Annotated in this window: 20 protein-coding genes and 1 pseudogene; 19 read left to right on the forward strand and 2 right to left on the reverse strand. The window is 53.4% G+C overall.

Annotation, left to right across the window (positions count from 1 at the left end):
- Nucleotides 1-265: 265 nt before the first annotated feature.
- Nucleotides 266-793, forward strand: coding sequence for a hypothetical protein (locus HYD27_RS11635; RefSeq protein ID WP_219215177.1), 528 nt, complete (start codon nucleotides 266-268; stop codon nucleotides 791-793).
- On the opposite strand, the gene HYD27_RS11640 is transcribed toward HYD27_RS11635, so the two are convergent.
- Nucleotides 783-1,664 carry a LysR family transcriptional regulator gene (locus HYD27_RS11640; protein ID WP_219215178.1) on the reverse strand — a complete coding sequence of 294 codons (882 nt, stop codon included), beginning with the start codon at nucleotides 1,662-1,664 and terminating at the stop codon, nucleotides 783-785. The genes HYD27_RS11635 and HYD27_RS11640 overlap by 11 nt on opposite strands.
- A 99-nt stretch (nucleotides 1,665-1,763) precedes the next feature.
- Here HYD27_RS11640 and zwf point away from each other — a divergent pair, with 99 nt between their 5' ends.
- From zwf to HYD27_RS11730, 18 genes and pseudogenes are all read left to right on the forward strand, one after another.
- On the forward strand, nucleotides 1,764-3,275 hold the full coding sequence (gene zwf / locus HYD27_RS11645) for a glucose-6-phosphate dehydrogenase (protein ID WP_219215180.1): 1,512 nt from the start codon (nucleotides 1,764-1,766) through the stop codon (nucleotides 3,273-3,275).
- A 39-nt stretch (nucleotides 3,276-3,314) separates the two neighbouring features.
- Nucleotides 3,315-3,983, forward strand: a complete 669-nt coding sequence (fsa, locus tag HYD27_RS11650) for a fructose-6-phosphate aldolase (protein ID WP_219215182.1) — start codon at nucleotides 3,315-3,317, stop codon at nucleotides 3,981-3,983.
- A 35-nt stretch (nucleotides 3,984-4,018) separates the two neighbouring features.
- Nucleotides 4,019-5,434, forward strand: a complete 1,416-nt coding sequence (gene gndA, locus HYD27_RS11655) for an NADP-dependent phosphogluconate dehydrogenase (RefSeq protein WP_219215184.1) — start codon at nucleotides 4,019-4,021, stop codon at nucleotides 5,432-5,434.
- A gap of 76 nt (nucleotides 5,435-5,510) precedes the next feature.
- Nucleotides 5,511-5,931: pseudogene (locus HYD27_RS11660) on the forward strand (amino acid permease); the annotation flags it as partial.
- A gap of 94 nt (nucleotides 5,932-6,025) precedes the next feature.
- Nucleotides 6,026-8,413, forward strand: a complete 2,388-nt coding sequence (locus HYD27_RS11665) for a GH36-type glycosyl hydrolase domain-containing protein (protein WP_219215259.1) — start codon at nucleotides 6,026-6,028, stop codon at nucleotides 8,411-8,413.
- 473 nt (nucleotides 8,414-8,886) lie between these two features.
- Entirely contained in the window at nucleotides 8,887-10,119 is a 1,233-nt protein-coding gene (locus tag HYD27_RS11670; RefSeq protein ID WP_219215186.1) for a GGDEF domain-containing protein, read from the forward strand.
- 974 nt (nucleotides 10,120-11,093) lie between these two features.
- Nucleotides 11,094-12,830 (forward strand): ABC transporter substrate-binding protein, encoded by a 1,737-nt coding sequence (locus HYD27_RS11675; RefSeq protein ID WP_219215187.1) that lies wholly within the window; start codon nucleotides 11,094-11,096, stop codon nucleotides 12,828-12,830.
- A 120-nt stretch (nucleotides 12,831-12,950) separates the two neighbouring features.
- Complete coding sequence (locus HYD27_RS11680) at nucleotides 12,951-13,922, forward strand: ABC transporter permease (RefSeq protein WP_219215190.1); 972 nt, start codon at nucleotides 12,951-12,953, stop codon at nucleotides 13,920-13,922.
- Complete coding sequence (locus HYD27_RS11685) at nucleotides 13,919-14,911, forward strand: ABC transporter permease (protein ID WP_219215192.1); 993 nt, start codon at nucleotides 13,919-13,921, stop codon at nucleotides 14,909-14,911. Before HYD27_RS11680 ends, HYD27_RS11685 begins: the two co-directional genes overlap by 4 nt.
- Nucleotides 14,878-15,897, forward strand: a complete 1,020-nt coding sequence (locus HYD27_RS11690) for an ABC transporter ATP-binding protein (protein ID WP_219215194.1) — start codon at nucleotides 14,878-14,880, stop codon at nucleotides 15,895-15,897. Before HYD27_RS11685 ends, HYD27_RS11690 begins: the two co-directional genes overlap by 34 nt.
- 26 nt (nucleotides 15,898-15,923) lie before the next feature.
- The gene (locus HYD27_RS11695; RefSeq protein WP_219215261.1) at nucleotides 15,924-16,919 is read left to right on the forward strand and encodes an ABC transporter ATP-binding protein; all 996 of its coding nucleotides are present in this window, start codon (nucleotides 15,924-15,926) and stop codon (nucleotides 16,917-16,919) included.
- 35 nt (nucleotides 16,920-16,954) lie between these two features.
- Complete coding sequence (locus HYD27_RS11700) at nucleotides 16,955-17,839, forward strand: M48 family metallopeptidase (RefSeq protein ID WP_309242053.1); 885 nt, start codon at nucleotides 16,955-16,957, stop codon at nucleotides 17,837-17,839.
- A 321-nt stretch (nucleotides 17,840-18,160) separates the two neighbouring features.
- Nucleotides 18,161-20,092 (forward strand): asparagine synthase-related protein, encoded by a 1,932-nt coding sequence (locus tag HYD27_RS11705; RefSeq protein WP_219215197.1) that lies wholly within the window; start codon nucleotides 18,161-18,163, stop codon nucleotides 20,090-20,092.
- A gap of 30 nt (nucleotides 20,093-20,122) precedes the next feature.
- Entirely contained in the window at nucleotides 20,123-20,248 is a 126-nt protein-coding gene (locus HYD27_RS11710; protein WP_219215199.1) for a paeninodin family lasso peptide, read from the forward strand.
- Between the two features lie 224 nt (nucleotides 20,249-20,472).
- Nucleotides 20,473-21,411: an aldolase gene (locus HYD27_RS11715; protein WP_219215200.1), complete on the forward strand. Its 939-nt coding sequence runs from the start codon at nucleotides 20,473-20,475 to the stop codon at nucleotides 21,409-21,411.
- Nucleotides 21,408-21,713 carry a lasso peptide biosynthesis PqqD family chaperone gene (locus tag HYD27_RS11720; protein ID WP_219215203.1) on the forward strand — a complete coding sequence of 102 codons (306 nt, stop codon included), beginning with the start codon at nucleotides 21,408-21,410 and terminating at the stop codon, nucleotides 21,711-21,713. Before HYD27_RS11715 ends, HYD27_RS11720 begins: the two co-directional genes overlap by 4 nt.
- Complete coding sequence (locus HYD27_RS11725; RefSeq protein ID WP_219215206.1) at nucleotides 21,710-22,168, forward strand: lasso peptide biosynthesis B2 protein; 459 nt, start codon at nucleotides 21,710-21,712, stop codon at nucleotides 22,166-22,168. The genes HYD27_RS11720 and HYD27_RS11725 overlap by 4 nt, the downstream gene beginning before the upstream one ends.
- Nucleotides 22,169-22,181: 13 nt before the next feature.
- Complete coding sequence (locus HYD27_RS11730) at nucleotides 22,182-23,987, forward strand: ABC transporter ATP-binding protein (RefSeq protein ID WP_219215209.1); 1,806 nt, start codon at nucleotides 22,182-22,184, stop codon at nucleotides 23,985-23,987.
- A 161-nt stretch (nucleotides 23,988-24,148) separates the two neighbouring features.
- On the opposite strand, the gene HYD27_RS11735 is transcribed toward HYD27_RS11730, so the two are convergent.
- Nucleotides 24,149-25,333, reverse strand: a complete 1,185-nt coding sequence (locus HYD27_RS11735) for a nucleotidyltransferase domain-containing protein (RefSeq protein ID WP_219215212.1) — start codon at nucleotides 25,331-25,333, stop codon at nucleotides 24,149-24,151.
- Nucleotides 25,334-25,469: the final 136 nt, after the last annotated feature.

A 25,469-nucleotide genomic window follows, 5' to 3' on the forward strand; every position in this document is an offset into this window, starting at 1 on the left:
ACCTGTATGTATTTTATATAGAAAATAGAGGCTATACGGTCCGTAATGGTCAGGAGGAATGACATTAAGGGAACCGGGCAGGCGGAAGCAGCATGCTGGAAAAGACCTTTCGTCCGCTCAAGCTAATATATTAAATGTACAGTCTCGCTAGAAGTATTTGCCCGGGTAGTACGTTGAACGTAACTTTTATGGAATCCATGGGTTTTTCCTGCAGAAAGCAGCCCGTTTTTGAATCCCGTGGATTTAGTACGGGCCAATGCCGTAGTTGGTCAGAACTAACGGCAGAAATGCCGTTATTGAGGCCTCTCGGGGCAGCTGGTGCAGGAATAACGGCAGAAATGCCGTTATTGAGGCCTTTCGGGGCAGCTGGCGCAGGAATAACGGCAGAAATGCCGTTATTGAGGCCTCTCGGGGCAGCTGGCGCAGGAATAACGGCAGAAATGCCGTTATTGAGGCCTCTCGGGGCAGCTGGTGCAGGAATAACGGCAGAAATGCCGTTATTGAGGCCTCTCGGGGCAGCTGGTGCAGGAATAACGGCAGAAATGCCGTTATTGAGGCCTCTCGAGGCAGCTGGCGCAGGAATAACGGCAGAAATGCCGTTATTGAGGCCTCTCGGGGCAGCTGGTGCAGGAATAACGGCAGAAATGCCGTTATTGTCCAAGCGTCCGGTTATTGTCCAAGCGTCCGGTTATTGTCCAAGCGTCCGGTTATTGCCCCAACGTTCGCCAGTTGCCCCAACATCGGCTCCTTGCTCCCGGCGCCGGGTTATTGTCCCGATCGCCCTATTTGGTAAGCTCAATAAACTTGCGCGCCGCGGTCGTCAGCGGCATGTTCCGCATGGTCATTATGCCTACCTGGGCAGGGGGAAGCTGCACGTCGAGCTGAATCTCGAAAAGGGAGCCTTCTTCCAGCTCCTTGGACACGAATTCCCGGGTCACGAAGGAGATGCCGAGCCCTTTGCGGGCAAATTCGATGAGCAGGCCGACGCTGCCTACCTCGAATTCGGGCTTCAGCTCATATCCGTAGCCTTGGAATAAGTCCGTAATCGCCATACGTGCGCGGCTGCTGCGGGAGAAAAGAATGATGGGGTATTGAAGCAGCTCCTCGATGGAGAGCACCTTCTGATTCAGCTCGGCATAATGGCTGCCCGCAATGAAGCAGTCCTGGAGCTGAAGCCCCTGCCGTACCTCAAGCTGGGGATCGGTGATCGGCATGCGCACCACGCCCAGATCGACAAGGCCTTCTTTTAAATAAGAGATGACCTCCGGTGTGGTTCCGTGGATCAGATGAAGCCGGATGCCGGGGTGGCGCTGGTGAAAGATTTCGATAAAAGGCAGCAGATAATGCTTGAACAGGGAATCGCTGCCGCCAATCCGCAGCTCGCCGTTGTCGAGGTTTTTGAGCTCGGCCATTTTCTTCTCGGCTTGGGTGATGAGGATATGGGATTGTTCAATATAGGAGTACAGAGCAGCCCCTTCCGGTGTCAGAGCGACGCCCTTGGAATTCCGGGTGAAGAGGGTGAGTCCAAAGCTGTCCTCCAGCTGCTTAATCGCATGGCTGACACTCGGCTGGGTAATATACAGGGATTTGGCGGCTTGGGTCAGGCTGCCGGTCTTGGCCGCCCAGTAAAAAACCTTATACAGCTCGAAATTGTTCATAGACATGGTCTATAGCTCCTGTGAAATATATTAATTACTTGTATAGGTTGTATTTGTATTATAGTGTAACCAGGAAAGATAAACCAGAGCAGAAGGAGAATGGAGATGGAGGCAACCACATTTGTTTTATTTGGAGCGACAGGGGACTTGGCCCGCAGAAAAATTTACCCTGCGCTGTATAATCTGTATCTCGACCATAAGCTGCACCGTTCATTCTCTGTGATTGGTCTTGGCAGAAGAGAATTGGCCGATGAAGCCTTTCAGGCTATGGTGGAACGGTCGATCCGGGACTTTTCCCGGCGGGAAGTGAATGATTCTGCATCTGTGCGGAGCTTCTTGAAGGCCTTCCGATATAATGTGCTGGATGTAGGGCACACCGAAGATTATCTTAAGCTGCTGCAGCGGGTGGAGCAGCAGGAAGAGAGCATGGGCAGTTCCCCGAACCGGATGTTCTATTTATCCGTCGGCCCTGAGTTTTTTGAGACAATTGCCTTGAACATTAAGGAAAGCGGCCTTGGTGCCGCCAAAGGCTGGAAGCGTCTGGTGATTGAGAAGCCCTTCGGTCATGATCTGCAGTCCGCGCAGAAGCTGAATCTGAAGCTGAGTGAAGCTTTTACCGAGGACGAAATTTTCCGGATCGACCATTACCTGGGCAAGCCGATGGTGCAGGAGCTGGATGTGTTCCAGCAGACGAATCCGGTGCTTCATGCACTCTGGAACAACCGCTACATTGCCAACGTGCAGATTACCGCAGGGGAAACCGTGGGCGTGGAAGAAAGAGCGGGCTATTACGACCATGTGGGTGCGCTCAGAGACATGTTCCAGAATCATATGCTGCAGCTGCTGATGATGCTCGCGATCCGCTTGCCGAAAGACAGCTCCGCAGACGAGGTGCGCTTCAAGAAGAAAGAGGTCATGGAAGCCCTGGAGCCGCTTAAAGAAGCGGATGTCCGGGCTAGCGTAATTCGCGGGCAGTACACTGCAGGCATCATCCAGGGCAAGCCGGTTCCAGGCTACCTCTCCGAACCGGGAATACCGGCAGGGTCGATGAATGATACCTTTATTGCGGCCAGACTTATGATCGATGATCCATTCTGGAAGGGCGTGCCGTTCTATGTCCGGACCGGGAAGAGAATGAAAGAGAAATCGACGCGGATAGTGATTGAGTTCAAAGAGCCGCTCAAGCAGAGTTCGTCAGCAGCCGGGGACGATATCCCCAATCTTCTGGTATTCGAGATCAGCCCGAACGAGGGAATAACTCTGCAGCTTAAGGCAAGAGATCCCCAGCACAAAGGGAAGTTCAAGGCGATGCATATAGACTTCCATACCAGCTCTATTGAGGTGCCGGAGGCGTATGAAAACCTGATTTATGACGCTTTGCACGGAGATCCGTCGTTTTTTGCACATTGGAATGAGGTGGAGCTGTCCTGGAAATGGGTGCAGCCGATCCTGAATGCTTTTGACAAGAATACGGTTCCTCTCCGGTCCTACGCTGCGGGTACATTCGGACCTGCTGAATCGGATCAGCTGCTGGCAAGGGATGGACATCACTGGTGGCTCGATTCTTCCACTCAGGAAGCAAGCGGGCTTTCACTGTCTGATGCTTCAAATTTTTAATATAATAATTGATTCAACTAAAAATGGAGGTTTACAGAGATGAAATTTTTTATCGATACCGCAAATGTGGAAGACATCAAAAAGGCATACCAGATCGGCGTCCTGTCCGGAGTCACAACGAATCCTTCTCTGGTGGCCAAAGAGGGCGTGAAATTTGAAGACCGCATTGCGGAAATTCTGCGTACCGTGCCCGAGGTAGAGTCCGTATCCGCCGAGGTAACTCCGGATGCCGTAACTGCGGAAGAGATGATTGCACAGGCCGATGAGCTGATCAAGATCAATAACTATGATAAAAACATTACAATCAAGCTCCCGATGACGCTCGCGGGCCTTGCGGCCTGCCGGTATCTGACCCAAAAAGGCGTGAAAACCAACGTGACGCTGATCTTCACCGTGAACCAGGCGCTGCTTGCTGCCCGTGCCGGAGCTACTTATGTATCGCCATTCCTGGGACGCCTGGATGATATTTCAGAGGATGGGGTGCAGTTGATCGTAAAGGTCGCCGAGCTGTTCCGCATTCATAACCTGGATGCGCAGATTATCGCCGCCTCGGTCCGCCATCCGGACCACGTGACCCGCGTGGCGATGGCTGGTGCGCATATTGCCACCATTCCTTTCAGCGTGATCGAGCAGATCTCCAAGCACCCGCTGACCGATCAGGGGCTGGAGAAGTTCGCTGCCGACTGGAAGAAAGCGCCGCAGGTCTAATTGTCCAGCACATATCATAGGGAGGTCTAGTGACGATGGGTAAACAGCAGATTGGTGTGGTCGGATTAGCCGTCATGGGCAAGAATCTGGCCTTGAATATGGAGAGCAAAGGGTTCTCCGTAGCCCTGTACAACCGTTCCAGGGAGAAAACGGATGAGCTGCTGGCAGAAGCGGCGGGCAAAAATTTCACGGGTGCCTACAGCATCGAAGAGTTTGTCCAGTCTCTGGAGCTGCCGCGCAAAATCATGATTATGGTCAAGGCCGGCAAGCCGACGGATGATACGATCCAGCAGCTGGTGCCGCATTTGTCGCCCGGGGATATTCTGATAGACGGCGGGAACGCCTTTTTCCCGGATACGCAAAGACGGAACAAGGAGCTTCAGGCCCAAGGCTTCCGCTTCATCGGCGCCGGGGTATCGGGCGGTGAAGAGGGGGCGCTGAAGGGACCGGCGATTATGCCGGGCGGGCAAAAGGACGCCTACGAGCTGGTAGAGCCGATCCTGACCGCCATTTCGGCCAAGGTGGACGGCGATCCGTGCTCAACTTATATCGGTGAAGACGGTGCCGGACACTATGTCAAAATGGTTCATAACGGCATCGAATACGGCGATATGCAGCTCATCGGTGAAGCGTATCAGCTGCTGAAGGATGTGCTGGGCCTCGGCACCGGTGAACTGCATGAGATTTTCTCGGAATGGAACCGCGGCGAGCTAAGCAGCTACCTCATTGAGATCACAGCCGACATCTTTGCCAAGGCAGACCCGGATACCGGCAAGCCGATGGTCGACGTAATCCTGGATTCCGCCGGACAGAAGGGAACAGGCAAATGGACAAGTCAGAATGCGCTCGATCTGGGCGTTCCATTGTCCATCATTACCGAATCCGTCTTTGCACGGTTTATCTCGGCAATGAAGGAAGAGCGCGTTGCCGCAAGCCAGCGCCTGAAGGGACCTGAGGTCAAGGGCTATGACGGCGGCGCCAAGGAATTCACCGAGGCGGTCCGCAAAGCGCTTTACGCCAGCAAAATCGCTTCCTACGCCCAGGGCTTTGCCCAGATGAGAGTGGCTTCGGACGAATATAACTGGAATCTGAACTATGGCAGCATTGCAATGATCTTCCGTGGAGGCTGCATTATCCGCGCAGGCTTCCTGCAGAATATCAAGGACGCTTATGACCGCGACCCTGAGCTCAAAAACCTCTTCCTGGATGAGTATTTCAGCAGCGTGGTCCATAACTACCAGGAAGCATGGAGAGATGTGGTTGCGGTTGCCGTCAAAAGAGGAATTCCGGTTCCGGCTTTTGCCTCCGGCCTGGCTTACTATGACAGCTACCGCTCTGAACGACTTCCGGCCAACCTGCTGCAGGCGCAAAGAGACTACTTTGGAGCGCACACCTTTGAACGGGTAGATCAACCGGGAAGCTTCCATTTTCAGTGGATGGACAATAAGTAATCATCATATGGATTTACCAATGAAGTCCGGGCGCAGGCCCGGGCTTTTATCACGAATCTATGGTTCGATACAGAAGCACAGCGGGATTTACAGTGCGGGCAGAATGCTGTACACACTGGCTAAGAATGGACAGGCCCCGAAGTTTTTTGGCAAGGTCCCGGAGAGCGGCGTGCCCGGGAACAGTATTATTACGACGATTTCCCTGCTGCTGTTGGGCGTGCTGTTTAACTACCTGATGCCCGATTCCAAGCTGTTCCTGTACATTTACAGCGCCAGCATTCTTCCTGGAATGGTGCCGTGGTTTGCGCTGGCGGTCAGCCAGTTCAAATTCCGCACGAAGCGGAACAGCGAAATGGGCGTTCATCCTCTTCCTGTCGCTGGTGCTGGCTGGCATGTGGTTTAATCCCGATTCCCGCACCTCTTTGCTTGTCGGTGCAGCTTTTATTCTGCTCGTTATTGCCGGTTATTTTGTCTTTGGAGTCGGCAGGCGCCGTTAATATTGGACAATGTACTATCCCTTTTAGGACGGTTATACTTAAGCTGCTATGCGGTTTTGGAAGAATGACAGGTGACTAAAGGGAGGCCGAAATGATGATTAGAGCCACGGCAGACAATGAATATGTTGAATTGACGAGCCCCACCCTGCTGCCCAAAGCTTCGGGGTTTCTCTGGAATGAGAAGATGATGATCCACGTGAATTGCCGCGGGTATGCGGTTGCGCAGTTTATGCAGCCGGAGCCTGCGAAGTATTCGTATGCCCCGAATCTGGAAGCGAAAACCTTCATGCAGCCGGAGCAGCCCTATTATGCCCACCATTCCGGCCGTTTTCTCTATGTGAAGGATGAGGAGACGGGCGGGGTTTTCTCGGCGCCTTATGAGCCTGTCCGCGTCCTGCCGGAGCAGTATACCTTTGCTGTAGGAAAGCATAATATCGTCTGGAAAATTGAACATCTCGGGATTGCTGTCGAAATGACGCTCAGTCTGCCGAAGGAAGATGCCCTGGAGCTGTGGCGGGTGAAGGTGAAGAATCTGACGGACAGGAAGCGGAAGCTCAGTATTTATCCTTATTTTACAGTGGGCTACATGTCATGGATGAACCAGTCGGCTGAATATCACGAAGAATTGCAGGCGGTGGTCTGCTCTGCGGTTACGCCGTATCAGAAATATCAGGACTATGCAAAGATCAAGCTGCTGAAGGACAAGACCTTTCTGCTTGCTGAACAGGAGCCGCGCGCCTGGGAGGCCAGCCAGGAAGCCTTTGAAGGGGAAGGCGGGATCGCCATGCCATCCGCGGTTCAGCAGGAGATACTGTCCGGAGGGGATGCCCGGTATGAGATGCCGCTGTGTGTCCTGCAATACAGCCCCGATCTGGGGCCTGGAGAAGAGAAGGTCTACCGCTTTATTTTTGGTCCGGCCAAGGATGAGGAAGAGATCGCGCATATCCGCCGGCATTATTTTCGGGATGCAGAGACCGGCGGCGGGGATGGGTTTGCGGCGGCTGAACGGGAATACGCGGAGTACATACAGGAGGGCAGAGGCTGCATCGAGATTAAGACGCCTGATGCCGATCTGGACAACTTTGTGAATCACTGGCTGCCCCGGCAAATGTATTATCATGGCCAGACCAACCGCCTGACGACCGATCCGCAGACCCGGAACTACCTGCAGGACAATATGGGAATGAGCTATATTAAGCCGCAGATGGCGAGAAAGGCGTTTCTGCTGGCGTTAGGCCAGCAAAAGGCAAGCGGTGCCATGCCGGACGGAATTATTTTGCATGAAGCGGCTGAGCTGAAGTACATTAATCAGGTTCCGCATATGGATCACTGTGTGTGGCTGCCTGTTTGCCTGGGCACCTATCTGGATGAAACAAATGATTACACCATTATGGAGGAACAGGTTCCTTTTGCGGACGGCGGGGAAACGGCTGCTGTCTTCGAGCATATCAACCGGGCGATGCGGTGGCTGATGGGTGCTACGGATGAACGCGGCCTGAACTATATCGAGCAGGGCGACTGGTGCGATCCGATGAACATGGTGGGCTACAAGGGAAAAGGCGTTTCCGGCTGGCTGACGATGGCATCGTCGTATGCCTTTATCATCTGGTCGGAGATCTGCGGCAAAAGCGGCCGGCCGGACCTGCGCAAGGAATTCGCTGATGCGGCGGCTGGCGCGAATGTGGTGATCAATCAATATTTGTGGGATGGCAACTGGTACGCCCGGGGAATTACCGATGATAATGTGGTGTTCGGCATCAGCAAGGATACGGAAGGCCGGATCTTCATTAACCCGCAAGGCTGGGCGCTGCTGTGCGGAGCCGCAGATGCTTCGAAGCAGGAGAAGCTGATGCAGGCGGTCAGGGAGCAGCTCGAAACACCTTATGGTGTGGAAAAGCTGGCGCCCTCCTACACGGCAATGCGCGAGGATGTGGGGAGAGTAACACAGAAGCATCCGGGGACCGCCGAGAATGGCGCGGTGTATAACCATGCGGCAGCTTTTTATATCTATGCGCTCTACAGCGTAGGTGAACCGGATGATGCCTACCGCCTGCTGCGGAAAATGATCCCCGGACCGGACCTTGAGGATCTTGTGAGGCGCGGCCAGCTGCCTGTGTTCATCCCCAATTATTATCGCGGCGCCTACAAGCAATTTCCGCGTACCGCCGGGCGTTCCAGCCATTTGTTCAATACAGGGACCGTTCCGTGGGTATACCGCTGCCTGATCGACGGCCTGTTCGGCATACAGGGAAATGAAGCGGGAATCCGCATCAGCCCGCAGCTTCCTGCACATTGGCAAGAGGCGGCGGTCAAACGCATCTTCAGAGGTGCCAAGCTGCATATCGGAATGAAGCGCGAAGCGGGATTGGCTGCTGCAGAAGTGTATGTGAACGGCAATTTGACTGAAGACGGCCTGATTAAGGATCTGGAAGCGGGCAAGGAATATAATGTGCTGGTCAAGCTGCCGCTCCGGAATGCATAAAAATAACTTGATCCATGAAATCCCCGCCTGTACTCCTTTTGCTGGAGCCGGGTGGGGATTTTTCTTGCCTCTAGTGGTAAAAAGTAACACTAATTGAACTCATTTGGCTTATAGAGAACTCCTAGTGGTAAAAAGTATCACTAATTCTGCTTAAACCAGCCATATGGGGGGAGTGGGCTGAAATTAGGTGTACAAAATCCCACTAAAGTCCTTTGCAGCCACGATTCCAGCGATTTAGTTTTACTTTTTTCACTTAAGTTCCGTTCCCTGTTACCCCACTGGGCAGGGGCGGTAGCGGCCGACTGAAAGCTTCCCGTTCTCACCGTAAGCATAAGTAAGCAGTATCCGAAAAGTCCGGACATTCCGCGCAGCCACGAACAAGTTACAAATGAAAATTGCCGGTTCAGTCTATACAGCGGCTCAAAATAACCGATAATAATATGGAGCTACAGAAAACTCCATGAAGGGAATTATTGAGCTTGAAGATTACGATCAAAGCAGCATTGTCCAAAACCATGCCATTTTTCCTTATTGCAGCAGCCTATTTTTTCTACACAAAAATGAAGGCAATGCCTAATCCGCAGGCAGAGGTTATCAACATATCTGCGTATGTAATATTTTTCGTAGGGGCGGCACTGTCCTGGAAGTTCAACCGGAGCCGTGAATTTTATATCCTGATTATTCTTGCGATTGGAATATCAGCACTTACTTATGGGCCGGAGATTTCGGGCACAGCCTTGCGCAAAGAGGATATCTATTCGATCATCAGCCTGGTAATTCCCCTGAATATTGCACTGTTTTCATTTTTTAAGGAGCGGGGGATTATCAGCTTATGGGGAGGCCTGCGGACCGCTCTGATCCTGGCGCAAGGCTTGCTGGTATACTGGCAGATGGAATCGGGAACCGGTGAATGGCTGGAGCTGTTGAATAAAGATTGGGTACCGGTGAATCTGCACGCCGCAGCTCCATTGCCGCAGCTGTCCGTCATCGCTTTTATAATCACTTTGATCATTCTAATTACCAGGTTGTTTATATACCCGGCCTCTTCACAGGATATTTCATTTATAGGTGTCTTGCTCGCCATATTTTATGTACTGCACCATAACAGCAGCCTGCTGCCGTATTCAATATTTTTTGCCGCTTCAGGGATTGTGCTCATTATTTCAATCATTCAGGATTCGTATTCGATGGCGTTCTCTGATGAGCTTACTGGCCTGCCTTCACGGCGGGCGCTCAAGCAGGATATGATGAAGCTGGGGTTCAACTACGTTATCGCTATGCTCGACATTGACCACTTCAAGAAATTCAACGACACCTATGGGCATGATACGGGAGATGAGGTGCTGAAGCTGGTGGCTTCGAGCATCAGGGATGTTGCCGGCGGAGGTAGAGCCTTCCGTTATGGAGGGGAGGAATTCACCATTCTTTTTCCGGGGAAAAGTGTAAATGATGTGCTTCCCCATCTTGAAGAACTGAGGGACAGGATATCCAAACGCCCCTTCACCATACGCGCCAAAGTCAGATCCAAGAGCAGCCCCCAAAAACGGTCCCTAGGCTCCAAGACTTCAAAGCAAGTATACATAACGGTAAGCATCGGCGTCTCTCAAAAGAATGAAAAATACAAGACCACGGACAGTGTAATGAAATCTGCGGATATTGCGCTGTACCGTGCAAAGAAGAAGGGCAGAAATCGAGTGAGCAAATAAAGGAGATACGGCAATGGAAGACACTCATTATAAATTAGATTTTTGGAATGGCTGGCTGAGACCGGTGCGCAGTTTGGTATAAATATACGCTGGAGCCGAATACTGCGTGCTGCATACCCTGAAGGCAACAGACCTCCAAGTAGAGGCATATCATATAGAAAAGCGGAAGCGGCTGGGGAATATCCCTTGCCGGCTGTCCGCTTCTTTTTTTGTTGAAGCTGGGGATCAGCTATGATTTAATCGCGCTGAATCTGCCGGATTCAATGCTTTGCAGGAGGAAGTGCGAAATCAGACAGGCTAACCGAAATCGCGGGACAGGAAGTGAAATGGAACGGAGTGAAGTGGATTTAGGTAACTTAATTGGACAGAAAAGCCTGTGGCAGAGGGAACAGTGGGAAAAAGGTAACTTATTTTCAGCGTATTTTCTTGAAAGGGGAAGGATCGGATGGATTAGGTAACCTTTTTCCCACTAGCACATGCACAAAAAGGGGATGGGCGATTTAAGTTCACTTTTTCCACTTGGAAATTTACAAAATTATTTTAGTTGCTTGTCATATAAACTAACTTTATTTTTACTATTAATGGTATAGAAATATTTAATAGGAAAAATAATGGAATCAAAAGGAATTATACTCTATTATATAGAAAGAATACCAGGTAAAAAACGGTTAAAAAAGATATTGACGTAAGAAAAATTAACATGTAATATAAACCATAATTTATAAGGAGAGGATAAGCTTCCCAAACAGGTGGTATCCTGCCGCTAATTGACCTTAGGTCTATTTCTGGAATGACGGCTTGGTAATCAAACGGGTTGCTTGTTAGGTAATCTTACACATCTTAAAGGCCGAAAGTCAGGAAGTTTCGACATGCATATGGGAGGTTGAACAAAGCTTCAGCAGAGAGAGCAAGAAGGCAGCCGGCTACGTTGACAGCTCATGTTATCTGAACCTAACTAAGGAGGAGTAAATGGAATGGCGAAAAAGAGAAAATGGTGGTCTGGTTTACTTGTTTTATCTCTAGCAGGGGTTCTATTCACAGGCTGCAGTACCAATAACAACGCAAGTAATACACCTGGCGCGACAACGAGTACCGCTCCGGCAGCAAGCGATGGGCCCGCTGCCTCTGAACCGGCTGCAGACGAACCGGTCGACGGCGGTACAATAGTACTCAGCACATTCTCCGATATTGTAAATATTAATCCGCTCCTGATCGGGGATACCTCTTCGGGCGATGTTGCCCAATTCGTATTTGCCCAGCTGTATGACCTGGACAGACAAGGGAATGTACTGGCTGAGCCTTGGTCTCTGGCGGCGGAACTCCCGGAAATCTCTGAAGACGGTTTGACTTATACTGTGAAATTGAAAGACAGCATCAAATGGAGCGATGGCGAGCCGATCACTGCGGATGATGTGGTGTATACGGTTGAGGCCGCGAAGAATCCGGAAACCGGATCTCCGCTTACCAGCCAGTTCGACAAGGTAAAGTCAGTAGAGAAAATCGATGATAAAACAGTGAAGTTCACGATGACCCAAGTCTATGCACCCTTCCTGTACGCCTTATGCCAGGCTATTGTACCTGAGCATGTGCTGAAGGATGTGGCTCCAAAAGACATGCAGACCAACCCGTATGGTACCGATCCCGCCAAGACGGTCACCAGCGGAGCATGGAAATGGACGGCATGGAAGCAGGGCGACAGCCATACTCTGGATGCCGATCCTGATTACTGGGGCGAAGTTAAACCGCATATCTCCCAACTGGTGTACAAAATCTACGCAGATCAGAATACCGAAGTTCAGGCTATTCTGAAAGGCGATACCGATCACATCAGCGCCATTCCGGTTACACAGGTGGATGCGGTAAAAGCTAAAGGTGATATCGCTGTTATTGACAAACCGGGTCCGCTGTATGAGTATGTCGGCTTCAACTTTGATCCCAAGAACTTCAAGGACGGCTACGGCCTGTTCGAAGGACAGAAGACCAGACAGGCCATTGCCCATGCGCTTAACCGTCAGGGTATGGTCGACAACATCCTGAAGGGCGTCGGCGCACTGATGAACGCACCGTTCCTGCCGGACACCTGGGCTGATCCGGGTGATGCGGCTGTGAACTACGATTATAATCCGGAAACGGCAAAGACACTCCTGGCTGAGGATGGATGGGCTGCAGGAAATGACGGCATTCTCACTAAAGACGGACACCGCTTCTCCTTCGAATTGCAGTATAATGCGGGCAACAGCAGACGGGAGCAGGTAGCCGCTGTTATCCAGCAGAACCTGAAGGAGGTAGGCATTGAGGTTACGCCGAAAGCCATCGACTTTTCTTCATGGATTGACCAGAATGTTACACCGGGGAAATATCAAGCGCTGCTGCTGTCCTGGTCTTTGAATAACCCGGACCCGGACGCAGAGAGCATTTATTCCTCCAAGTACTTTCCGCCTGCCGGACAGAACAGCGGCTGGTACAAGAATGAGAAGCTGGATCAGCTGTGGGTGGATGGATACTCTACCGTTGACCAGGAGAAGCGCAAAGAGATTTACAAAGAAGTGGGCAAGGAAATTTCCACAGACCTGCCTTATGTATTTATGTACCAATACGGAACGGCTATCGGAACGGGTCCTAGAGTTCATTGGGCAGAGGAGGACGCTCCAGAACCGTCACTCGGTTATGGTTCTTACTTCCACGCCATTAAATGGTGGGTAACCGACTAAACGAACAGACAGATGAAATAGAATTACGGGAGGGGAAAGAGAATTCTCTTTCCCCTTCTCCTTTTGCATAGAAGGGGTGAATTCCGGATTCAGACCTTACCATCTCTAGGAGGACAGTTCATGACAGAATATCTGATCCGCCGTGTAGTGCAATCGGTACTGGTAATCTTTTTGATTACTGTACTTACCTTTCTTTTGATCCATGCGGCCCCCGGAGGACCGACTAAGGTTATGCTCTCTCCGGGCTTGTCTCCGGAAGTTCTGGAGCAGCAGGCCAAGAATCTCGGTCTTGATAAGCCGATACCTGTACAATATGTTCGCTGGGTCGGCGATTTGCTTCAGGGAGATCTGGGCTATACGTTCAAAAACCATCTCGCGGTATCCGATCTGCTGTGGCCGCGGATTGGCAATACCTTCATTCTTATGGGAGCCGCCTGGCTGGTATCCCTGATTATCGCAATCCCCTGGGGGATCTATAACAGCACTAAGGTTTACGGATTCTCGGACCAGTCCGCCTCATTCATTTCATATCTCGGTTTTGCGATGCCGACGTTCTGGTTCGGGATACTGCTGCAGCAGTGGCTCTCCATTAAGCTGGACTGGTTTCCGCTGTCTGACATGTACTCAAGGGGAAAAGAAGGGAATATCGGTGACTTGTTCATGCACCTTGTGCTGCCTGTAACGGTATTGGCGCTTGGCTTCCTCGCTTCTTATATGAAGTATGCACGCGCCAGCATGCTTGAAGTGCTGGATCAGGACTATATCCGCACGGCACGCGCCAAGGGCGTACACGAGCGCAAGGTTGTATTCCGCCATGCGCTGCGCAATGCACTCATTCCTATTATTACGATTTTGGGACTTGATCTGCCTATATTGGTAGCCGGGGCCGCGTTGACTGAGAATGTATTCAACTGGCCGGGGATGGGGCGCTGGTTCGTGGAGATGGCAAACTCCCGGGAGTATTCTGCGCTTATGGCTATCACGATTGTTACTGCTGTAATGGTTGTCATCGGTAATCTTGTGGCTGATATTCTGTATGCCGTAGTTGATCCGCGCGTAAAGCTCGGCAAGCAAGGGGGCAAAGCCGCATGAGTGCAGACAATTCACGGCTTTCAAGCGTTTCAAGCGGCCTGGGTCCTCCCTCTGTTGGATCACGGAAGACTGCTGATTCCAAGCGGCCGCCCGGTCCCTGGGCATTGCTGTGGAAGAAGTTTTCACACAATCCGTATGCAATGAGCGGACTTGGAGTTCTGCTCTTTTTCGTCATCGCCGCATTGCTGGCTCCCGTCCTTACCGAATATAGGCCGGAAAGCATTGATCTGATGTTCGCCAATCTGAAGCCCGGAGCCGGGGGCCATCTTATGGGAACGGATGAGCTGGGCCGCGACATTCTCACCAGATTGCTCTACAGTGCCAGAATCTCGCTCATGATCGGATTTTCGGTAGCCTTTGCCTCGGTGGTCATTGGCGCAGTGATCGGCGCGATTTCAGGTTATTTTGGCGGTTGGACCGATACTGTATTCATGCGGATTGTTGATGTGATGAACTCCGTGCCGTCGCTCTTTCTTAACATTCTTTTCATGGCAATCTTCGGTTCGCAGATTAAATATATGATCCTTATCCTGGCTCTGACCAGCTGGATGAGTATTGCAAGACTGGTCCGCGGCACCTTCCTGCAGCTGCGGGAAATGCAGTATGTGGAAGCTGCCAGGGCGATTGGGGTATCCAGCTGGGGGATTATATTCCGCCATCTGCTCCGCAATGCCAGCTTTCCGATTATTGTCAACGCGACCCTGATGGTCGGCGGTGCCATCTTGAGCGAATCGGCGCTATCCTATCTGGGACTGGGTGTTCAGGCACCGGCAGCCAGCTGGGGACTCATGCTCAGCAATGCGCAGGAATTCATGCTGATAGATCCGATGCAGGCGGTATACCCGGGGCTTTGCATCCTGCTGGTGGTACTGGCTGTTAACTTTATCGGCGACGGAATACGGGATGCTCTTGATCCCAGGCAGCAAGTGACGAAATCCCGGAGGAGGCTGGACAAATGGCGGAAAAACTACTCGAAATCCGGAATCTGACCGCCGGCTTTGCCACCGAGAGGGGGCTGCTTAAGGCAACCGACCAGATTTCCATCTCTGTGGACAAGGGCCAGACGGTATGTCTTGTCGGGGAGTCCGGCAGCGGTAAAAGCGTAACCTCGCTCGCGATTATGCGGCTTATTGATTATGCCGGCGGAATGATTCTCGAAGGTACTATTACCTTTCATGGACAGGATCTCGCTGCCAAGAAGCAGGAGGAAATGCGTAACATCCGCGGTAATCAGATTGCTATGATATTTCAGGACCCGATGTCCGCGCTGAATCCGGTGTTCACGGTTGGCGGTCAGATTGCGGAGAGTCTGCAGCTGCACCAGGGCAAAAGCCCCAGAGAGGCTATGCAAATGGCGGTCAACCTGCTGAAGCTGGTCGGAATTCCGGCACCGGAAATCCGCGCCAGACAGTATCCGCATGAGCTGTCCGGCGGGATGTGCCAGCGGGTCGTCATCGCCATTGCGCTTGCCTGTAATCCCGAGCTGCTGATCGCCGACGAGCCGACAACGGCCCTCGATGTAACGGTCCAGGCCCAAATTCTCGATCTGCTGCGCAAGCTGCAGGCGGAGCTCGGGATGTCCATCCTGCTGATCACGCATGATATGGGCGTGGCTGCCGAGATTGCGGACCGTATCGCCGTCATGTATGCCGGGGCCATTGTGGAAGAAGGAACAGTTGAAGAGATCTTTGACCATCCGAGCCATCCGTATACGATTGGATTGCTGCAGTCCATTCCCGGGTTCGAAGGCAAGCGGGGCGGAGAGCTGTATACCATTAAAGGGACAATCCCGCCGATTGGCCAGCTTCCGTCAGGCTGCCGCTTTCATCCGCGCTGTCCGCATGCGATGGAGGTCTGCAGCGCGAAGGAGCCGCCGGATTTCATGATCACGGAGGACCACCGTGCCGCCTGCTGGCTGTTTCAGGACAGGCCGGTCCAAGCCGGCAACAACAATAGGGTGGTGAGACAAGCGTGATCAATGAGACAGAGGTCAAACCGGCGATAGATAAAGCCCCTGCTGCCGGAGTTCTGGTGGAAGTGAAGGATGTCAAAAAATATTTTCCGATCACCAAAGGACTGCTTAACCGGACCGTTGGCCAGGTGAAGGCGGTAGATGGGGTATCTCTGTCTATCCGCAAAGGGGAAACCTTCGGTCTGGTAGGGGAATCGGGCTGCGGCAAATCCACCTTCGGGCGGGTGCTGCTCCGGCTGCAAAGCGCCACCGGGGGAGAGGTGCTGTTTGGTGGCCGGGATATTCATTCCCTGGGACATCAGGCGATGCGCAAGCTGCGCGAGGAAATGCAGATTATATTTCAGGACCCCTTCGGCTCCTTGAACCCGCGTTTTCTGGTCAGGGATATTATTGGCGAGCCGCTGCGGATTCACCGGAGCATGTCAGCCAAGGCTATAGATGCAAAGGTCGTTGAGCTGATGGAGCTGGTCGGACTGGATGCCACGCGGAGAAACCGTTACCCGCATGAATTCTCGGGCGGACAACGCCAGCGGATCGGGATCGCCCGGGCGATTGCCTTGAACCCGCAGTTCATTGTAGCGGATGAGGCGGTGTCGGCGCTCGATGTATCCGTACAATCGCAGGTCATTAACCTGCTGATGAAGCTGCAGAAGGAGCTGGGCCTGACATTCCTGTTCATCGCGCATGGCCTCAATGTTGTCCGCCATATTTCGGACCGTGTAGGCGTCATGTATTTGGGCAAGCTGGTCGAGATCGCAGAGACGGAGGCGCTATTCGCCGCTCCGCTGCATCCGTATACGGCAGCGCTGCTCTCTGCGATCCCTAAGCCTACGCCAAGACGCAGGCAGGACCGGATTGTGCTGCAGGGCGATGTGCCTTCGCCGGCGAACCCGCCGTCAGGCTGCCGGTTCCATACCCGCTGTCCGCTGGCCCAGGAGAAATGCCGCCAGCAGGAGCCGCTGCTGGACGAAAAGCTTCCCGGCCGTATGGTGGCCTGCCATTTCCCGCTGGTATCTGCGACGTAATTAAATTCATTGGGTTTCTGTAAGGGGCCCCGAGCATGACAAGCTGGTTCGAACTGCGCTGGAGGCCGGAAAGCATGTGTTTTGTGAATTCACGCTTGGACGGATATCCGGCAGAAACGGCAAATCTGCTGCAAGAGGCAGGGCAAAAGGGGGTCCGCCATTTTGCCGGACTGCAGGCCCGGGCCAATCCGGCGGGGATGTGGAGAAGTGCGGGCTGTGCTAAGCTTAAGGAAATCAACTTATCTTATATAGAAACGATGGTGGCTATGCAGATTCAGCTTGAGGATCAGATCCTGCAGCTTCATGTTCAATATGCCAAACGGAAGAAAATCTCTCTGCAGATCGATATGGCCGGACTCATTATAGTGAAGGCGCCTGCGGGTGCAGGTGAAGAAATGATCCGCAGCGCGGTGCTGCGGCATGGCGAATGGATTCTGGAGAGTCTGCGCAAGAACGCCGCGGCCCGGCAGCTTCCGGCTCCCAAGGAGTATCAGGAGGAAGGCAGGTTCCTGTACCTGGGGAAGGAGGTTCTGCTGCACGAATTGATCGATACCGGCGAGCGGGACCCGGAGAAGCTGAAGCTTGAGCTGAAGAAGTTCTATTTTTCCAGCCTCAAAAAGCTTGTTGCCGAGCGGCTCCCGCGTTATCAAACGCTGCTGAAGGTGAAGCCCAAATCCGTTGAGATCGTGGAGTCCCGGACCAAATGGGGCAGCTGCAGCTCAGATAAGAAGCTGACCTTCAATTACCGGCTGGCTATGGCGCCGCCCGAGGTGATCGATTATGTAATCATCCATGAGCTGTGCCATTTGCTGCATATGAATCATGACCGTTCTTTCTGGCGGCGCCTTGGAAGCGTGATGCCGGATTATAAAGAGAAGGAGGCATTTTTGGCCCGGCAGGGGCAGTTCATGACGCTGTGAGTTCAAGGACAATTGACTCAAGACGAGCAGGTCCCATAGACTTAACTCCCAGAAAATGTTTCCAATTAGTTTAATATATTTACTATTTGTATATCAATTGAATGGTTTATAGTCTTTCTGCCTAACTTAATATCACACAAGCCTGGATATGTCAATACGCTAAAGGATACCTAAAAGTACCCGCTGGTGTTATTCACATTTAATAGGATGAACGTTATCTTATATATTAAGAAATGTTCTTTATTAAGAACTATTAAAAAGCTCCGCCCGATGCTTGCAAGAAGCACGAAGGAGGCTTTTGAACCAGGTGGGGGCCTTATCATGAGCGCGATCGCCGGAATCTATCATTTGCAGCATCAGCCTCTGGACCCTGAGCATGGGCCTGGACTTATGCAGCAGCTTAACCGCTATCCGGCTGATGACATCAGTATGTGGCAGGGCAAGGAGATTTTCCTGGGCTGCATGTCGCAGTGGATCACTCCACAATCTCTTGGAGAGACGCTTCCTTTCTATGATTCCGACCGGAAGCTGGCGATTACCGCTGATGCTATTATTGACAACCGGGATGAGTTATTCGGGCGGCTTCAGGTGCCGCAAGAGGACAGAGCTTCCATGCCGGACAGTCTGCTCATTCTGCTGGCCTATGAGAAATGGGGCGAACAGACGCCGGTTTATCTCATTGGAGATTTTGCCTTTATGATCTGGGATGAACGGAAGCGGATGCTCTTCGGGGCCAGGGATTTCTCCGGGAACCGCACGCTTTACTTCCAGCGGAAGGGAGGACTATTCTCCTTCTGCACAGTCATCCACCCGCTGCTGTCCCTGCCGGGAGCGGGACGGGCGCTCAATGAGGAATGGGTGTCCGAGTTTCTGGCCATCCAGACTCGTACCGATGCCATGGACCTCTATTCTACGGTCTATCAACCGGTAGAACAGCTGCCGCCTTCCCATTCCGTTTCAGTAAAAGGCGGAAACATCACCTTCTCCCGCTACTGCACACTGCAGGCTCCCCCCAAGCTGCGGCTACGCTCAGGCCGGGAGTATGTGGAAGCCTTCCGCGAAGTGTTTGGGCAAGCGGTCCGCGACAGGCTCCGGACGCATCTTGCGGTCGGTGCCAACTTAAGCGGCGGCCTGGATTCGGGATCGGTAGTCAGCTTTGCTGCCGCCGAGCTTCGGCGCCGGGGCCAACCACTGCATACCTTCAGTTCATATCCGGTGGACAACTTTGCCCCTTTCAATCTCGGCAAACGCGTCGCCGACGAGCGTCCCTATATCCGGGAGACCATTGATTATGTGGGGAACATTCAGCCGGATTTTCTGAACTTTCCCGAGCTGAGTCCGTACAGCGAAATTGATGAGTGGCTGGATATCATGGAGATGCCTTATAAATTTATTGAAAACTCCTATTGGCTAAAAGGAATCTTTGAGCAGGCGCAGCTGAAGAATATCGGTGTGCTGCTCAGCGGACAACGCGGCAACTGGAGCATCTCCTGGGGGCCGGCACTGGACTATCAGGCCAAGCTGATCCGTGAATTCCGCTGGATATCCTTTTACCGGGAGAATAGGCAGTACAATGAGTCGATGGGAGCCAGCCGCAGGAAGGTGCTGCAAATTGTCGGCAAAAAAGCGTTCCCGTCCCTGGCCCGGCTGCTGCCGGCCAGGCAGGAAGCGCCCCCTGAGCTGATTCATCCCGATTTCGCGCGGCGCACGGAAGTGCAGGAACGGCTTAAGGCGATGGGCATGAACGGCGGGCCGTCTTCCCAGACGGTGTACGATATCCGCCGCAGGCATTTTGAGCAGCCGCATATCTGGAACGTCAACGGAACGGTGGCTACGAAGCTGTCGCTGAAATACCGGGTGTGGGATCGTGACCCTACGAACGATTTGCGCGTTATCCGCTTCTGCCTGTCTGTTCCGGAAGGGCAGTATGTTCAGAACGGGGTGGACCGTTCGCTGATCCGCAGAGCTATGGAAGGCTTGCTGCCGGATGAGGTGCGCCTGAACCGGAAGCGGCGCGGTGTGCAGGGAGCGGACGGGATTTGCCGGATGCTTCCGCAATGGAAGGATTTTATAAAAGAGCTTCAAGAAATGATTCAAGACCCCCGAACTTCTGTTTACTTAAATCATGCCGGGCTCGCCGGATGCTTGAACCGGCTGGGTAGTGAGCCCGCACCCAATTTAATTTTCAACTCGGATTTTCGGCTTCTGACACGAGGATTGGTATTTCATCGTTTCTTGAAGCGTCTATCCTGACGGATGAATACATGGAAGGGGGTGACAACTATGAAAAAGGAATACAGCAAGCCCGCTTTGGAAGTGCTCGACGTCAAAATGACTATGGCTGGACCTGGAATCAGCATCGCCGACTCCTTCCAAGATGATCCGGATGAGGTCGTACATTACTCCTAAGTTGCTTTTGGTTCGCGAAGCCCTCATCCCCCTAAGCTTGCTGGAGGGGGATAAGGGCTATCTTTAAAAGATAAGAATTTATATGTTTCACGCTATAAATTATCCTTCTCTTTCTCGCTGTAACGGATACCGTCCTATAAGGACGGCGCAGCCGTTTCTGCTTGAAAGATGATGCAATATCCACCCGCGGAAAACGGGGAAATCGAAGATATGGAGTGAATCGTATGGCTGCTACCGTTCAAGGCTTGGCCTACAAAGCTTTTGGGCTGCAAATTCACAGCGGATTTCCTTTGCCGGAGCTTCCGCTTACCGGTGAACCGGGACTGATCGGCAGCGTATCGGTTGTTCAGGAGGATCTGGCGGAACGCTGGGAGGCGGTGCCGAAGATTACGCCGAGCATTGGAGTATCCGGGTCTGAGGTCATGTTCGAGGCGAAGGATACAGCTGTCTTTTCCGTGCAGAACGGCAATACGATCACAGTATCACCTGTTCCCGGTGCAGACCCGGATTGTGTCCGGCTGTTCATCCTCGGCAGCTGTATGGGAATCCTGCTGATGCAGAAACAGATTCTTCCGCTTCACGGCAGCGCGCTTGTCATTGATGGCAGGGCCTATGCGCTGGTTGGACGTTCAGGGGCAGGCAAGTCAACGCTCGCCTCGTATTTGATGGAGCAGGGCAGTCCGCTGATCAGCGACGACGTTATTCCCGTTATGGTGCAAAATGGACATCCATTAGCAGTTCCAGGTTATCCGCAGCAGAAGCTGTGGCAGCAGAGCTTGGACTATTTGGGAATGAATTCGTCCGCCTACCGTCCTCTGTTTGAGAGAGAGACCAAGTTTGCAGTGCCGGTGCATGACCGCTTTTATGGCGAGCCCTTGCCGCTGGCCGGGGTGTTTGAGCTGTCGCTCACCCGTGAGGGACCGGCAGCCTTGCAGCCGATTCACGGCATGGAGCGGTTTCACACGTTATATAACCATACTTATCAAAAAGCGATTGTGGACCGGATTGGCATCCGCGAGTGGCATTTCGGCATGCTGGCCTCGTTCGTGAACCGGCTGCCGATGTACCGGCTGACCCGGCCTGAGCAGGGCTTCAGCGCTCCGCAGCAAGCCTCGCTGATTCTTGAAACGATCCGACAACAAGTGAAGGGGATGAACACATGAATATGAATACTGCGGATATACTGTCCCTTGATTCGGTGCTCATGCAGTGTGAAGGCAACATTGCCAGCGACATGGACGGCGAGAAGGTCATGCTGAATGTGAAGAATGGCAAGTACTACAACCTAGGCGAGGTAGGCGGAGAAATCTGGACAGCGCTGGCGTCGCCTGTGACTGCGGGCCGGGTGGTGGAGATCATTCAGGAGAGCTTTGAGGTTCCGGAAGAAATTGCCCGTCAGGATGTATTTGCCTTTTTGCGGAGCCTGCTGAATGAGGAGCTTGCCTCCATCGTAAGCCGGCCATGATTACCCTCCGGCGCATACGCCTGCTGCTGACGGTCGACAAAGCCGCCTTGGCGCTCGTTCCCGAGGCGCTTTGGAGGCTTTTTCTCGTTCGAATCCAGCTGTTGTTTCCTTTTGCCAAGACGGCACCGCAGCTGGGGATACAGTCCAGGGAGACACCGGCGGTGTCGAAAGAGGGCGATATCGCCCGCATCCAGCATATTACCAAGGCTATCCGGGTCATCAGCCGCTACACGCCCTGGAAAAGCACATGTATGGTCCGGGCGGTTGCGGGACTGAAAATGCTCGAGAAACGCGGGATCGAGAGCACGCTGTACATGGGAGTCGCCAAGGACAGGCAGGGCCGGATGATTGCCCATGCCTGGCTGCGCAGCGGGGCGTATTATGTCTCCGGCGACGATGCGATGAAGGGATTTGTAGTGGTGGAGAAATTCGCCAAAGTGTTACATGCCGAGTGATCGAGGTGGGTCCATGCAAGCGATAATCTATTACATCCGGCAGCTTCAGCGCTTGTCCGGAGTCAAGCTGTATCTGAATTTGATCGGTATGGTGGTCAGCGGCCTCCTGGAAAGCTCCGCCATTCTGCTGCTGGTCCCTATGCTGGGCATGGCCGGCATCCAGCTTGGCGGGAGCGCGGCGGGCTATAATCTTCCCATGCTCGGTTTCATATCGGAGCTGCCGCAGACAGCGGCGCTTCTGCTGGTGCTCGGGGCGTATGTGTTCATCGTGCTGTGCCAGAATCTGATCTCGCGTTCTGTGGCTGTGCGGAACGTGGATATTCAGCAGAGCTACAGCCGGCAGCTGCGGTATGAGGTGTACAGCGCGCTGCTGCGGGCGGAGTGGTCTTTTTTTCTGAAGAAGCGCACCTCCGACCTGATCAACGTAATGACCACCGAGATGGCCAGAGTGCTGGCGGGAATCAGCTGCTTCCTGCAATTCCTGACTTCACTGCTGTTCACGCTGGTGCAGATCGGCTTCGCCTTCTGGCTGTCTCCCAGGATGACCCTCTCTGTATTGGTCTGCGCCGTCCTGCTGTCCTTATTCTCCCGGAGATTTATCCGCAAGGCGAAGAAGCTGGGCAGCCGCACTTCCCTGCTGGGCCAGCAGTATCTGGCCGGGATTACGGACCAATTGAACGGCATCAAGGATATCAAAAGCAACAATCTTGAGCATTCCCGGCTGAGCTGGATGCATGATTTCACGGCTGAGGTCAAAAGCGAACAGCTGGATTACACGCGGCTGCGCTCCAATTCCCAGCTGCTGTACAAAATGTCCTCCACGCTGCTGATCGCGGCGTTCATCTTCGTCTCCTTCCGCTTTCTGCATGCGGAGGGTCCTTACCTGCTCCTGGTTATCCTGGTGTTCGCCCGGCTGTGGCCGACCTTTGCCACCCTGCAGTCGCTGATGGAGCAGCTTGCGTCCGTGCTGCCGTCCTTCAAGCAGCTGCAGCTGCTCCAGGAGGAGTGTCTGCAGGCTGCGGAGCATGGCCCGCAAGGACCGCTGGAGCCGGTGGCTGCAGTGGCTCCAATGACGCTGAAGCATGGGCTGGTAGCGCGGAGCGTAGACTTCCGCTACAGCCCGAGCGAGCCGGAATATTCACTGCGCGGCGTGAACGTGGCCATCCCGGCCAGGCGGATGACGGCAATTGTTGGCCGTTCGGGCGCGGGCAAAAGCACACTCGTCGATCTGCTCATGGGGCTGATGCAGCCGGAGTCGGGAGAGATCCTGGCCGACGGGCAGCCGATTACGGGGGAGCGGCTGCTCTCCTACCGGCGTTCCATCGGATATGTGGCGCAGGACCCGTTTCTGTATAATGCGACAATCCGCGATAATCTGACGATGATCAAACCGGATGCGAGCGAGGAGGAGCTGTGGGAGGCACTGGAATTCGCCTCCTCGGCAGAATTTGTCCGCAAGCTGCCGGAAGGACTGGATACGCTGCTTGGCGACCGCGGCGTCCGCCTGTCAGGCGGAGAGCGGCAGCGGCTCGTGCTGGCGCGGGCGATTATCCGCAAGCCGTCCATTCTGGTGCTGGACGAAGCGACAAGCGCGCTGGATACCGAGAACGAGAAACGGATTCAGGAGGCGCTGGAACGCCTGAAAGCTTCAGTGACGGTCATTGTCATTGCGCACCGCCTGTCCACCATCCGGGGAGCCGATCAGATTCTGGTCATCGACCAGGGCCGGGTCATTCAGCAGGGAATCTATAGCGGCCTGGCCTCGGAAAAGGGGGGCATGTTCAGCCGCCTGCTCAGCAGCCAGGAGGAGGCGATGTAGAGCCTGCAGCATTAGGTCCTGATTTCGTGCAATCCAATAAGCGGTAAACGCCCCGGCAAGCTTATTCCCTCCCTAAAAGCGCAGCTTCCAGAGCTTCCGTCCCGCAGGTTCGCCAATATCTGTCTACCGGCTCCAGGCTATCGCCTGCACCGGAAGCCTCTCTACTTCGTACCGCCGCGTACCCTGCGCCAGGTCCACAAAAAAGGGCGTAAAGGAAAGTAGAGCACATGCAGCCTTTTTGGCAGCGGCAATGTTTTTGCATCCGCCGCGTAAGGATACAGGAAGCCGATAACATACAGGAGCTGATGCCAGGGCGTCAGGATCGCGGGCTGATAATATTTGTAATGCCGCTTCACCTCCGGCTCCAGGGGAGGATTGTGCAGATTGACCATGCGCGCCACATAGAATAGCGCAAGCCGGGCTATCCGCCGAGCCTTGGGCCGCTCTGCGAGGCCCGCCAGCGCGGGTTCGACGGGCGCTTCCAGCAAGTCGGCGGCAAGCAACAGCGCCTGCCCGCCCGCATCGGCGTAATTATAACGCTGCAGCAGTCCGCTCAGCTTGCCGGAGTCGGGCTTTTGCAGCAGCAGCAGTTTGATATCCAGCAGCCATCTCAGTCTCGACCAGCCATGGCGCGAGCCATGGGCAACCAGAAAAAGAAACAAGTCCTCGCTGCCCAAATAATGAACATTCCGGCCGAAGTGGCTGCTGGTCCGCGCACGTCTCCATAGCTCATCGAACCCAGGCTCCCTGGAGGGACCGGGGCTTAACCGCCAATGCACCTCGGCCTTGATTCCCTTGGCGGGATGATTGAATGTCGTATGATGCTCCCGCCATTTCCAATCCCCCAGAATACTCTCGAAATCCTCTTCCTTTATATATCCGAGCCGGACCAGCAGCGCTTCCGCTTCAGCCAGCTGTTCCATCGGTACCAGGAAGTCGAGATCACGCGAGGTGCGCAGCGAGATATCGCCGTACAGCTCCTGGGCCAGTACGGGTCCCTTCAGGAACAAGGAACGGATATTCTGCTTCGCCAGCTCTTCGCCGATATAGCCCATTTCCCCGCTGAGCTGGAGCATTTGAACGGTATTTTTGCGGTATTCCCATTTCAAACGCTGGGTAACCCCGGCAGGGACATGCTCTTCATGCATCCGGCTAAGCTTTGGATATATGTATGGAAACACGCGATGATGCAGGGACAGCCGTACCCATAGCTCCCAGTCGATATCGGCGAACATCTGTGGATTCCGCTCTGCCGTTTCATCGATGTCATCAGTTTTCAGTACTGCAAGAAGAAGCATCAGCTCCTTGGACAAGCTCTTTTTATCCAGGGCATACCCGTCAGTCATAAGAAATCTCCTCACTTGGATTTGTACCGCTTTGTTCTGGACAGGCGTTCGGTTTAAAGAACGCATTGTGAGCGTAACATCAATAACAGAAAATTGTCAATTTTCCGGACTATGCCAAATACAGCAGCTCAAGCTC

The sequence above is a fragment of the Paenibacillus sp. S150 genome (assembly GCF_019352175.1).
Classification (GTDB): domain Bacteria; phylum Bacillota; class Bacilli; order Paenibacillales; family Paenibacillaceae; genus Paenibacillus_AQ.